General features: G+C 72.2%; 11 protein-coding genes. 7 read left to right on the top strand and 4 right to left on the bottom strand.

Annotation, left to right across the window (positions count from 1 at the left end):
- Window positions 1-455: 455 nt before the first annotated feature.
- Window positions 456-704: a hypothetical protein gene (locus tag K8556_RS23550; protein WP_223742323.1), complete on the top strand. Its 249-nt coding sequence runs from the start codon at window positions 456-458 to the stop codon at window positions 702-704.
- Here K8556_RS23550 and dnaK read toward each other — a convergent pair.
- Window positions 701-2,308, bottom strand: a complete 1,608-nt coding sequence (dnaK, locus tag K8556_RS23555) for a molecular chaperone DnaK (protein ID WP_223742324.1) — start codon at window positions 2,306-2,308, stop codon at window positions 701-703. The genes K8556_RS23550 and dnaK overlap by 4 nt on opposite strands.
- Before the next feature lie 216 nt (window positions 2,309-2,524).
- Between dnaK and K8556_RS23560 the strand changes: the two genes are divergently transcribed.
- A complete protein-coding gene (locus K8556_RS23560; RefSeq protein WP_223742325.1) occupies window positions 2,525-3,358 on the top strand; it encodes a class II glutamine amidotransferase in 834 nt (277 codons plus the stop codon).
- Window positions 3,359-3,366: 8 nt separating this feature from the next.
- Here the strand turns inward: K8556_RS23560 and mrtX are convergent, their stop codons facing one another.
- The 3 genes from mrtX to polX are packed head-to-tail and all read right to left on the bottom strand — an operon-like array spanning window position 3,367 to window position 6,468.
- A complete protein-coding gene (gene mrtX, locus K8556_RS23565) occupies window positions 3,367-4,092 on the bottom strand; it encodes a myxosortase MrtX (protein WP_223742326.1) in 726 nt (241 codons plus the stop codon).
- Entirely contained in the window at window positions 4,089-4,700 is a 612-nt protein-coding gene (locus tag K8556_RS23570; RefSeq protein ID WP_223742327.1) for a serine protease, read from the bottom strand. Before K8556_RS23570 ends, mrtX begins: the two co-directional genes overlap by 4 nt.
- Before the next feature lie 19 nt (window positions 4,701-4,719).
- Complete coding sequence (polX, locus tag K8556_RS23575; protein WP_223742328.1) at window positions 4,720-6,468, bottom strand: DNA polymerase/3'-5' exonuclease PolX; 1,749 nt, start codon at window positions 6,466-6,468, stop codon at window positions 4,720-4,722.
- A 78-nt stretch (window positions 6,469-6,546) separates the two neighbouring features.
- Here polX and K8556_RS23580 point away from each other — a divergent pair, with 78 nt between their 5' ends.
- The 5 genes from K8556_RS23580 to K8556_RS23600 all read left to right on the top strand — a co-directional run bounded on the left by K8556_RS23580 (window position 6,547) and on the right by K8556_RS23600 (window position 11,698).
- Complete coding sequence (locus K8556_RS23580) at window positions 6,547-6,861, top strand: Rieske 2Fe-2S domain-containing protein (RefSeq protein WP_223742329.1); 315 nt, start codon at window positions 6,547-6,549, stop codon at window positions 6,859-6,861.
- Window positions 6,862-7,106: 245 nt separating this feature from the next.
- Window positions 7,107-7,574 (top strand): molybdenum cofactor biosynthesis protein B, encoded by a 468-nt coding sequence (locus K8556_RS23585; RefSeq protein WP_223742438.1) that lies wholly within the window; start codon window positions 7,107-7,109, stop codon window positions 7,572-7,574.
- 13 nt (window positions 7,575-7,587) lie between these two features.
- Window positions 7,588-8,517 (top strand): TIGR02757 family protein, encoded by a 930-nt coding sequence (locus K8556_RS23590; RefSeq protein WP_223742330.1) that lies wholly within the window; start codon window positions 7,588-7,590, stop codon window positions 8,515-8,517.
- A gap of 77 nt (window positions 8,518-8,594) precedes the next feature.
- Entirely contained in the window at window positions 8,595-10,547 is a 1,953-nt protein-coding gene (locus tag K8556_RS23595; RefSeq protein ID WP_223742331.1) for a hybrid sensor histidine kinase/response regulator, read from the top strand.
- Window positions 10,544-11,698 (top strand): hypothetical protein, encoded by a 1,155-nt coding sequence (locus tag K8556_RS23600; protein ID WP_223742332.1) that lies wholly within the window; start codon window positions 10,544-10,546, stop codon window positions 11,696-11,698. The genes K8556_RS23595 and K8556_RS23600 overlap by 4 nt, the downstream gene beginning before the upstream one ends.
- The last annotated feature ends 9 nt before the right edge of the window (window positions 11,699-11,707 follow it).

Raw genomic sequence — 11,707 nt, forward strand, 5'->3', positions numbered from 1 at the left:
CCGCGCCCACGGCAGGAATCGGGGTCACGGTCGCTCGAGGCGTAGCGGGCGTTGCTGGGGCCAGGGGCGGGGTCACCGCGCCGACAGCAGGCATCGCGGCCACGGTGGGCCGGGTCTGCGCGGTCGTCACCGGCGGCGCGGACGCGACACCCACGGACGGAACCCCCGACACCGTGGGGCGTGCCGCGGCAGGAGCACCCACCGGTGCGATGCCCGGCGGTGTCCCTCGGGGGGCCGCAGCCGGCGCGACCGAAGGCACCTGACCCGACGCAGGCCGAGCCGTCGCTGGGGCCACCGAAGGCACCTGCCCCGAGGCGGGCCGAGCCGTCGCTGGAGCCACCGAGGGCACCTGACCTGACGCGGGCCGTGCCGTCGCTGGAACCCCGGGCGGAACGCCGCCCGTGGCCGGAGCCACCGAGGGCACCTGACCCGACGCGGGCTTCGCCGGAGGCACCGTGGGCACCTGCCCTGAGGCGGGCCGGGCCGTCGCCGGAGCCTGCGGGGGCGCGACGGGGGGCGGCGTGGCGCGGGCGGTGGGGGCCGCCGTGGGGGGCCGGGGCGCCGCTGGCGCTACGGACGGCGGCATGGAGGCCGTCACCCGGGGCAGGGCGGGCGTCGCCGGACGCGCCGGGGCCGCGGGCGCGGCGGGCCCTGGCGGCGCGCCAGAGTTCGGATCGGAAGGCTCGGACATCGGCGGTGCCTAGTTGGCCACGGCGGGCAGGTCGCTGCTGTTGTGGCCCGCGAGCCGCGTGTTGCGGTTCGACTGGATCGACTGCTGGATGTCCGCCTCCGTCATGCCGGACGACAGCGTGATCGTCGTGGACGTCTTCTGGCCCGTCTCCACGTCGCACGCGGACACGTTCACCAGACCGTCCGTGTTGATCTCGAACGTCACCTCGATCTTCACCTCGCCGCGATACCCGATGCGGAAGCCCGAGAACTCGAACTCGCCCAGCATCTCGCACTCCTCGGCGCGGTTGGACTCACCCTGGTACACGCGGATCTTCACCTTCTCCTGCCCGTCGCGGCTGGTGGTGAAGGTCTTCGACCGGTCGATGGGCACCGGCGTGTTCTTGTCGATGATCTTCTCCGTGTACCCGCCCACCGTCCCAATCCGCAGCGTCAGCGGCGTGACGTCCACCAGGAACGTCTCCGTCTTGCTGTCCAGGAGCGCGTGCGACTGGAGCGCGGCGCCCATGGCCACGACCTGATCCGGGTTGATGCCCTCCAGCGGCTCCTTCTGGAAGTAGTGCTTCACCGAGTTGCGGATGATGGGCAGCCGCGTGGGCCCGCCCACCAGGATGACCGCGTCGATGTCCGCCGCCGTCAGCCGCGCGCTCTGCAAGGCCTCGTCGCAGACCTTGAACGTGCGCTGCACCAGGTCCATCACCATCCGGTTGAACTGGTCCTGGTTGAGCGTGTTGCGCAGGTCCATCACGTTGCCGTTGGCGTCCTGGCAGATGCCCTGGCAGAGGATGTCCGCGGTGCCGAACTGGCCCACGTCGATCTTCGCCTTCTCCGCCGCGTCCTTCAGCATCTGCAGGCAGTACTTGTTCTGCCGCAGGTCCAGCCGCGTGCGGGCGAGGAAGTCGTCCGCCATCCACGTCATGATGCGGTCGTCGAAGTCGTCGCCGCCCAGGTACGTGTCACCCGCCGTGGCAAGCACCTCGAAGACGTCCTTGCCGATCTCCAGGATGGACACGTCGAACGTGCCGCCGCCCAGGTCGTAGACGACGACGCGCTGGTTGACGTCCCGGCCAAAGCCATACGCCAGCGCCGCCGCCGTGGGCTCGTTGAGGATGCGAAGCACCTCCAGCCCCGCGATGCGGCCCGCGTCCTTCGTGGCCTGGCGCTGGTTGTCATTGAAGTACGCGGGGACGGTGATGACCGCCTTGTGCACCTCGCGGCCCAGGTACGTCTCCGCGACGGCCTTCATCTCCTTGAGCACCAGCGCGGAGATCTCCGGCAGCGAATAGCTGCGGTCCCGCACGCCGATGCGCACCGAGTTGTTGTCGCCCTCGACGATGCGGTACGGCATCACCGCCTGCGCCTTCTTCACCTCGTCGGAGAAGTAGTACCGGCCGATGAGCCGCTTGGCCGAGTACACCGTGTTCTCGGGGCTGGTGATGATGTTCTTCTTCGCCGCGTTGCCCACCAGCACGGACCCTTCCTCCAGGAAGGACACGCACGAGGCATGCGTCGTCTCGCCCCACTCATTGGGGATGACCGTGGGCTGGCCTTCATGGACGACCGACACGCATGAGTACGACGTGCCCAGGTCGATGCCGATTGCGATGTCGTCCGCCATTCCGTCTCCGGTGAAGACCTGCACCCCGATCCCTCTGGGGGGAGGGCCGTCGGGAAGCGCCCGGAGGTTAGGCTCCACGCTCCAGGGTGTCAATTCAATGGCTGATCAAATGCCAGCCATTTCAAGGGCTTAGCGCCAAGGCAGGGGAGCGGGTTCGCTGCGCTGAACCCCGGCCCCCTGGACCTTATCCCTAAGGGGGAAAGGGGGGAAATCACCATGTCCGCCATCCTCGCCGCCCTGTCGTCGGACCCCAACCTCCTCCGGTGCGAGCTGCACCGGCTGGCCGGGCAGGTCGTCCTCCGCCCGGAGGCGCGCGCCAATGCCCTGGGGGTGGGCTCCTATGCCCAGGAGGAGGTCCTGCTGCGTCGCCTGGCGCCGGACCGCGAGCTCACGCTGGACGACCTGGGACCGCCGCATGAATCGGAGGCGGTGCTCTTCCACGCGAACCGCCTGCCGCCCGGCCTGTCCCCCGAGGACAACACGCAGCCCTTCCGGGCCCGCCACTGGCTGTTCGCCCACCAGGGGCCGCTGCCGGACTTTGAGCCCCTGCGTGCTCCGCTGCTGTCGCGCGTGCCGGAGCACCTCCAGCGGCTGGTGCGCGGCCCCACCGACAGCGAGGTCCTCTTCGCCCTGTTCCTCACGCGCCTGCGGGAGCTGGGCCGCACGGATGATCCGCGCCTGGAGCCGGCCGTCGCCGGCCGCGTGCTGCGTGACACGGTGCGCGAGGTGGAGGCCGAGCTCGTGCGGGTGGGGCAGCGGCGCACGCCCCCGCTCAACCTGGTGGCCACCAACGGCGCCGTGCTGGTCGCCACCCGCCGCGGCGAGGCCCCGCTGTCCTACACGCGCCTGGAGGGCAGCGCGGAGTGCGCGCACTGCGGCGTGACGGCCACGACGCCGGAGACGCACCCGGAGGTGGGCGCGCACCGCCGCCGCCGCACGGTGGTGGTGGCCAGCCACGTCACGCGCACGCAGGGCTGGGTGGAGCTGCCGCAGGGCACGACGCTGACGGTGGGCGCGGACCTCCAGGTCCAGCACCTGCCGCCGGGCTGAGCGGGCCGCTACGGACCGCCGAAGAAGGAGACCTCCAGGAAGCGCACGTAGAGGTTGCAGGCGGCGTGGAAGAGGGAGCAGCCGACGATGGTGCCGGTGCGCTCGCGCATCCAGCCGAAGAGGAGGGCGGGGAAGAACACCGCCAGCCGCCACGTCTGGAAGATGGCCAGGTGGCCCAGCGCGAAGAGGAGCGCCGTCACCCAGAAGGCGCGCCCCAGCCGCGCGCCCAGCACCACGCGCCCCTGGGGCCACGCGTCGCGCAGGCGGGCCTGGAGGTAGCCCCGGTAGAAGAACTCCTCCGGCAGGGCCACGACGAAGAGCTGATCAATCACCCACTCGCCGAAGCGCGGCGGCAGGCGCGGCTGGAAGTGGCCCTCGCCGATGATGGGCGTCAGGTGGCGCGCGAGCCCGGGCGGCAGGTGCGGCACCACCTGCACGAAGGCGGCGAAGCCCGCGAAGAACAGCGGCCCCACGATGGCGCACATCACCAGGAACAGCCGCGCGTCCTGCTTCCACGCGCGCAGGGTGAGGCCGTAGTCGCGGTAGTCCTCGTCGCGCCAGCGCATGGGGATGAGCGGCAGGTAGAGGAAGCCCACCGTGGCCACCAGCTTGGGCACGCTGGTGCCCCCGGCGACGAGGAACGCCGCGATGATGCCCAGGAAGCCCAGCGCCCAGAGGCCCATGGCCTCCTGCACCGCGCTCAACCTGAACGGGGGCCCCGAAGGCCGGCTCATGGCGCGTCCGCCGAGGCGAGCTGCGCCTTCACCGCGGTCAGGGGCAGGGCGCGGGCGCCACGGCCCCGGCGCTCGACGACGACGCCCACCAGCCGCCCGTCCCCGTCGTACAGCGGGCTGCCCGGCGCGAGCGTGAGGTCCACGTCGAAGAACGGCGCGGGGGCGGCCCTGGCCACCGCGGCCCTGGGCGTGTCCCGCTGGCCCTTCTTGCGCGCGGGCATCACGCCCACCACCCAGCGGCCCGCGAGCCCCTCCGGCACCAGCCGCACCGGCGCCGCGGGCCACGTGCCCTGGGGACCCGCCACCACCGCGACCTGGAGCTCCGCGCTGGAGAGCACTACGCGCGCCGTCAGCGCGTTGCCCGCGTGCACCACCTGGGCGGAGTCGGGCCCCACGAGCGACACGGCGGTGAGCACCTGACCCTCCGCGCCCACGATGATGCCGGGGCCTGTGTGCAGGGGGCCGCGCACGCGCACGGACGAGCGGGTGTGCAATTCCAGCACGCGCTGGAGGTCGGCGCGCGACGGACGGGCCTCCGCGCCGGCCCGCGAGGGCAGGGCCAGGAGGAGCCAGAGGAGGGCGGGGACGAGGAGGAGCGGGCGGAACATCTTCGCGCCCGGAAGCCTATCAGCGCTCCCGCAGGGCGGCGAGGAAGCTCTCCGCGGACCGGGTGTTGAGGATGTCCTGCTTGCGCGCCCAGCCCCGGCGCGCCGTGGCCACCGCGTAGGCCAGGTTCCTCAGGTCCTCCTGCCGGTGCGCGTCGCAGCTCACCACCAGCTTCACCCCGAGCCCCACGGCCTGCCGCACGTACTCGGACTTGATGTCCAGGCGCGCCGGCTTGCCGTTGATCTCCACCGCGACGCCGCGCTCCCGGGCGCGCTCCAGCACCTCCTCCATGCGCAGCGCGTACGGCTCGCGGCTCTGGATGAGGCGCCCGGTGGGGTGCCCCAGGATGTGCAGGTGCGGGTTGTCCAGCGCGGCCAGCACCCGGCGCGTCATCTGGTCCTCGTCCATGGAGTGGCGCACGTGGATGGACGCGATGACGACCTCCAGTTGCTCCAGCACGCTGTCCGCGTAGTCCAGCGCGCCCGACTCCAGGATGTCCACCTCGATGCCCTTGAGCAGCCGCACGCCGGGCACCGCCGCGTTCACGCGGTCGATCTCCTCCCACTGCCGCTTGAGGTCGTCCACCTTGAGGCCGCCCGCGTGGATGGCCGCCTCGCTGTGCTCGGTGATGGTGAGGTACTTGAGCCCCAGCGCCTGCGCCGCCCTCGCCATCTCCTCCAGCGTGTTGCGCCCGTCGGACCAGGTGCTGTGCGCGTGCACCGCGCCCTGCACGTCCTCCAGCGTCACCAGGTCCTCCGGCAGCTTCCCGGCCCGGGCGGCCTCCACCTCGCCGTTGTCCTCGCGCAGCTCCGGCGGCACCTCCTGCATGCCCAGGAGCCGGTACAGCGTCGCCTCGTCGGGGACGGGGACCTTGGTGCCGTCCTCGCGGTGCACGCCCCACTCGGAGATTTTCAGCCCCTTCTCGTGGCCCAGGTTGCGCAGCCGGATGTGGTGCGCCTTGGAGCCGGTGAAGTGGTGCAGCGCGGTGGCGAAGTCCTCGTCCGGCAGCACGCGCAGGTCCACCTGGAGGTCGCCCTGCACCATGCGCACGGAGCACTTGCTGTCGCCCTTGCCCAGCACCGTCGCCACGCCCGGCGCGTTCGCGAGCGCGTCCAGCACCGGCCCCGCCTCCTGCGCGGAGGCGATGAGGTCCACGTCGGACACGGTCTCCGCGCGGCGGCGCACGCTGCCGCCCAGGCTGGCGCGCACCACGCCCGGGGCCTGGCGGATCCGCTCCAGCAGGCCCTCCGCGATGGGGAGCGCGTCACCCAGGAGCTTCCGCTCTCCGCGCGCGCGCCGGTACACGGCGATGCCGTCCAGGAGCTTCGCCTCGCTCTTCGGGCCAAAGCCCTTGAGCTCCCGCACGCGGCCGTCCTTGCAGGCGCGCTCCAGGTCCTCGACGCTGCCCACCTGGAGCTCGCTCCACAGGGCGGCCACCTTCTTCGGGCCCACGTCCGGCAGCTTCATCAGCTCCAGCAGGCCGGGGGGGAACCGGGCCTTCAGCTCCTCGAACGCCGTCATGCGGCCGGTCGTCACCAGCTCGGTGAGCTTCTCGGCGAGCCCCGGGCCGATGCCCTGGAGCTCCTGCAGGCGGCCCTCGGTGACGACGGCGCCCAGGTCCTGCGGCAGGTTCGCGATGCGGTCCGCGGCGATGTCGTAGGCGCGGACGCGAAAGCCGCTCTGCCCCTGGAGCTGGAGCAGGAGGGACATGTCCCGGAGGAGCTGGGCAACGGCCGCCTTGTCGGTGAGCACGGCGGTGGAGGGTGTCACGTCGGGAGTCACGGTCGGGAAATTAATGCCGGGGGAACGGGGGTGCAGGCCCGGACGGGTTGTGGGAAAAGGAACGCAATGACGAAGATCAAGCTGGGCCCCGCGGACTTCGCCGAGAGGGAGATGCGGGGGTACGAGATCGGCAAGCGCAACGTCTGCATCGCGAAGATCCATGGCCGCTACAAGGGCCTTGATGACTGGTGCAACCACGCGGGGTGTCTGCTGTCGGGCGGGCGCCTCGAGGACAACATGGTCGTGTGCCCCTGCCATGAGGTCGGCTTCGACATGGACACGGGGCAGAACGCGACTTCGCCCGGCGTCTGTGACGACCAGCCGACGGTGCAGCTCACGGTCGAGGACGGAACGCTCGTCGTCGACCTGCCCGACGTTTGAGCCTTCCTCCTTCAGGAGCGTCCAACATGGGACACGACGGACACGATCACGACCATGACCACGGTCATGGCCATCACCCCCACGGCCATTCGCATGACCACGGCCACGGGCATTCGCACGACCATGGCCACGGGCACTCGCACGACCACGGGCATGACCATGGACACGGCCACTCGCACGACCACGACCACGGGCATTCGCACGAGGGCTCGCCGGTGGCGGCGGAGCACAAGTCGCGCGCGCCGGTGCACGTCAGCGCGTACGTGGTGACGTGCTCGGACAGCCGGGACGAAGCGCACGACGGCAGCGGGAAGGACCTGCGCGAGGGCCTGACCGCCGCGGGGCACACCGTCGCCGGGCACACGGTGGTGAAGGATGATCCGGAGGCCATCCGGGGCGCGCTCGCGCAGGCTCAGGCGGCGGGGGCCCGCGCGGTGCTCTTCACGGGCGGCACGGGCATTGGCCGGCGCGACTGCACGGTGGAGACGCTGCGCGCGCTCTTCGAGAAGGAGCTGCCCGGCTTCGGCGAGCTGTTCCGGATGCTGTCGTTCCAGCGCATCGGCAGCCCCGCGATGATGTCGCGCGCCACGGCGGGCACGTACCAGGGGATGATCCTCTTCGCGCTGCCGGGCTCGCCGCAGGCGGTGCGGCTGGCCCTGGACGCGCTCATCCTCCCGGAGCTGGGCCACGCGGTGCGCGAGCTCACGCGTTAGGACTGGACGCGAGATGACGAAGCGCCGTGTCGCGCACACCGGCTTGAGCACCCAGGCGGCCGACCGCCTGCGCCCCCGCCTGGATGCCTTCCTGGCCTCCACGGACGCGAAGGCGCGCATCGGGTTCGACCCGGTGGAGTTCCCCCACCGCTACACCGACCCTCGCGACGTGGAGGTCAGCGCGCTGCTCGCGGCGGCGCTGGCCTACGGGCGCGCGGACCTCTTCCGCCCGAAGGTGGATGGGCTCCTCAAGCAGATGGGCCCGTCCCCCGCGGCCTTCGTGCGCGCGCTGGACGTGAAGGGCGCGAAGGCGCTGCTCACGGGCTTCGTGTACCGCTTCAACGTGGGCACCGACCTGGCGGTGCTGCTCCTGGGCATGGGCCGCGCGCTGCGCGAGCACGGCAGCCTGGAGGCCCTGTTCGTGCGGGGCTTCAAGGCGAGCGGCACGCTGCATGGGGGGCTCGCGGCCTTCACCGCCACGCTGCGGGACGTGCCCATGGGCGCGCTGCGAAAGGCCATGGGCCCGGAGCGGGGGCTGCATCACCTGCTGCCCTCGCCGCTGGGGCCGGGCGCGGCGAAGCGCCTCAACCTGTACCTGCGGTGGATGGTGCGCGGACCGGACGCGGTGGACTTCGGCATCTGGAAGCAGGTGCCCGCGTCCGCACTGCTGGTCCCATTGGACACGCACATCGGACGCATGGCGCTCCACCTGGGCCTCACGCAGCGCACGGACCTCACGTGGCGGACCGCCGAGGAGGTCACGGCCTCGCTGCGGGCGCTCGATCCCGAGGATCCCGTCCGCTACGACTTTGCTTTGTGCCACTACGGCATGAGTGGCGCATGCCCGGCGAAGACGCTGCCCCAGCACTGCGAGCGCTGCTCGCTCCTACCTTCCTGCAAGGTAGGCCCCGGCGTCATCGCGCGCGGTTCACTGCAATTCTGAGTCCCACCCGACCCGGAAATGGGCTACGGGCAGTCCGCGCGGCCCCGCGTTGACGGGTTGGCGCGGTCAAGGCTGCAATGCGGTCGGGCGACGCGGGTGGAATGATCCCGCGGGGCGCGAGGAGCGACGCGGTGCACGCAATGCTGGTGGCGGTCCCAGCCCCGGTGGCCCAGGACGTGGAGCGCGACCTTTGCGCCACGGCCGAAGGGCGTGCGTGCCGGGTGATCCGCGTGGAGTCCCCGCCGGAGCCGCTGCCCGAAGGGCTCCTCGTCCTGTGGGATCACGGCGGTCCGCTGGAGGCCGTGAAGGCGCGCTGCCAGTGGGCGCACGCGCGCCGGCTGCCGACGCGGACCTGGCTGGTCGTGCTGACGAAGCGCGAGGGCGAGGAGGCGGAGGCGCTGGTGGCCGCGGGCGCGGACGAGTGCGTGGCGCCACCCGGAACGCGCTGGGGCTCGAGGCTCGTGGCGCTGCGGCGCAGATCCGCGGACGGGGACGCGCAGGCGCTCCGGCGGGCCCGGGACATGTTCCAGGGCGCGCTGGACGCGGTGCCGGAGCCGCTGTTCATCAAGGACCGCGAGCACCGGCTGGTGGCGGTGAACAACGCCTACTGCCGCCTGCTGGATCAATCCGCCGACGCGCTGCGCGGCTCGCTCACCTCGGCGCAGATGCGGCCGGACGAGGCGGAGGCGTCCTGGCGCCAGGACGAGCGCGCCTTCACCACCGGGCAGACCGTGGAGGACGAGGGCTCCTTCACCGACGGCAAGGGCCGCTCGCGCGAGGTGCTCACGCTGCGGGCCGCGTACATGCTGCCCAACGGCGAGCGCTTCCTGGTGGGGCTCGTGCGCGACGTCACCGAGCGCTCGCGCCTGGAGACGCAGCGGCGGCTGGCGGAGCGGATGACGTCCGTGGGCACGCTGGCCGCGGGCGTCGCGCATGAAATCAACAACCCGCTCTCGTATGTGACCTCCAACCTGGCCTACCTCTGGGAGCGCGTGGCGCAGCCGGTGGTGCCGGCCGAGCAACTGGAGGAGCTGCGGCAGGTGGTGGCGGAGGCGCTGGAGGGCGCGGGGCGGGTGCGCTCCATCGTGCGCGACCTGCGGACGTTCTCCCGCACGGAGGAGGAGCAGCACGGGCCGGTGGACGTGCGCAGGGCGGTGGAGGGCGCGGTCAAGCTGATGCGCGACGCCATCCAGCACCGCGCGTGCATGGCGTGCGACCTGGAGCCGGTGCCCGCGGTGCATGGCAACGAGGGCCGGCTGGCGCAGGTCGTCACGGGCCTGCTGACGAACGCGCTCCAGGCCTTCGGCGACAGGCCCCCGGAAGAGAACCTGCTCAAGCTGCGCGTGCGTCCGGGCCGCGAGGGCCACGTCGTCATCGAGGTGGAGGACAACGGGCACGGGATGCCCGCGGAGGTGCGCCAGCGCATCTTCGATCCGTTCTTCACCACGCGCTCGCCCAAGGGGGGCACGGGCCTGGGCCTGTCCATCTGCCTCACGCTGGTGCACGCGATGGGCGGCCACATCGAGGTGGCCAGCGAGGAGGGGCAGGGCAGCCTCTTCCGCGTGGAGCTGCCGGCGCTCACCCTGCCGCCCGAGGCGCCCCGGCCCGCGCAGGCCACCCTGGCCGTGACGGAGTCGCCCCCGACGCAGCCGGTGCGCGCGACGCGAGACCTGCGCCGGCTGCTGCTCATCGACGACGAGCCGGCGGTGGGCAGCGCGGTGAGCCGCCTCTTGCGCAACCTCTACGAGGTGCACGTCATCCAGGACGCGCGCGAGGCCCTGAAGCGCCTGTCGCACGGCGAGAAGTTCGACGCCATCCTCTGCGACCTGATGATGCCGGGCATGAGCGGCATGGACTTCCTGGTGGAGCTGGAGCGGCTGGCGCCGGAGCTGGCGCCGCGCACCGGCCTGATGACGGGCGGGGTGAACCCGCAGGCCCGTGAGTTCGTGGGCCGCCGCGCGCGGGAGCTGCTGGAGAAGCCCTTCGAGCGCGACCAGTTGTGCACCTTCGTCGAAACCCTGATGCAATGAAGCACCGGACGCGCTGGACGCTGGGGGCCGTGCTGGCGGCCCTGCTGCTCGCGGTCGTCTTCCTGCTGCCGCCCGAGCTGCGGGGGCTGTCCTTCGTGCTGCGCGCGGCGGGGCTCCACGGCGCCACGGCGGAGGCCCTGGCCCGCTACGGCACCGGGGCCTTCACCGTCACGGACATGAGCGTGCCCACGCGCCACGGGCCGGTGCGCGGGCGGCTCTACCAGCCGGACCGCCGCGAGGGCCGGCTCATCGTGCTCACGTCCGGCGTGCACGCGGCGGGCATCGACGAGCCCCGCCTGGTGAAGCTGGCGGAGGACCTGGCCATGGGCGGACACCCGGTGCTCACGCCGGAGCCGCCGGACCTGCTGCGCTACGAAATCACCCCGCGCCTGCCGGACGTCATCGAGGACACGGCCCTGTGGGCGCTGGGGCCGGGCGCGCTGGCGCCGGAGGGGAAGGTGGACCTCTTCGGCATCAGCTTCTCCGGAGGGCTGTCCGTCGTCGCGGCGGGCCGGCCCGCGCTGCGCGACAGGGTGGCCGCGGTGCTGTCCTTCGGAGGGCACGGCGAGCTGTCCCGCGTGCTGTCCTTCCTGTGCACCGGTGTGCAGGCGGACGGGGTGCGCCGCACGCCGCACGACTATGGCGTGGTGGTCATCCTGCTGAACGTCGCGGACCGGCTGGTGCCGCCGGAGCAGGTGGAGGCGCTGCGCAAGGGCGTCCTGACGTTCATGCACGCATCGCATCTGACGCTGGTGGACTCGCGGCGGGCGGAGGCCGCGTTCGCGGAGGCGCGCGCGATGGAGGCCACGCTGCCGGAGCCCGCGGCCACGCTGCTGCATCAGGTGAACACGCGCGACGTCGCCGCGCTGGGGCCCCGGCTGCTGCCCTTCGTGAAGGACTTCGCGGGAGACCCGTCGCTGTCGCCCGAGCGTTCCCCCGCGCCCCGGGCGCCGGTGTACCTGCTGCACGGGACGGACGACTCCGTCATCCCCGCCATCGAATCCACGCTGCTGGCGCGCGCGCTGGAGCCGTACACGCGCGTGCACCTGCGGCCCACGCCGCTCATCACCCACGCGGAGATGGACCGGAAGGCCAGCGCGATGGAGGCACTGAAGATGGTGCGCTTCTGGTCGGCCCTCCTCGACGAGTAGCGCGCCGCC

Origin of the sequence: Corallococcus sp. AS-1-12 (genome assembly GCF_020036995.1) — a bacterium.
GTDB lineage: Bacteria > Myxococcota > Myxococcia > Myxococcales > Myxococcaceae > Corallococcus.

What these genes read in the sequence shown, in the direction of transcription:
- K8556_RS23560 (WP_223742325.1), top strand. Translation starts at nt 2,525, where the DNA reads ATGTCCGCCATCCTCGCCGCCCTGTCGTCGGACCCCAACCTCCTCCGG.
- K8556_RS23570 (WP_223742327.1), bottom strand. Translation starts at nt 4,700, where the DNA reads ATGTTCCGCCCGCTCCTCCTCGTCCCCGCCCTCCTCTGGCTCCTCCTG.
- dnaK (WP_223742324.1), bottom strand. Translation starts at nt 2,308, where the DNA reads ATGGCGGACGACATCGCAATCGGCATCGACCTGGGCACGTCGTACTCA.
- K8556_RS23595 (WP_223742331.1), top strand. Translation starts at nt 8,595, where the DNA reads ATGCGGTCGGGCGACGCGGGTGGAATGATCCCGCGGGGCGCGAGGAGC.
- mrtX (WP_223742326.1), bottom strand. Translation starts at nt 4,092, where the DNA reads ATGAGCCGGCCTTCGGGGCCCCCGTTCAGGTTGAGCGCGGTGCAGGAG.
- K8556_RS23590 (WP_223742330.1), top strand. Translation starts at nt 7,588, where the DNA reads ATGACGAAGCGCCGTGTCGCGCACACCGGCTTGAGCACCCAGGCGGCC.
- K8556_RS23600 (WP_223742332.1), top strand. Translation starts at nt 10,544, where the DNA reads ATGAAGCACCGGACGCGCTGGACGCTGGGGGCCGTGCTGGCGGCCCTG.
- K8556_RS23580 (WP_223742329.1), top strand. Translation starts at nt 6,547, where the DNA reads ATGACGAAGATCAAGCTGGGCCCCGCGGACTTCGCCGAGAGGGAGATG.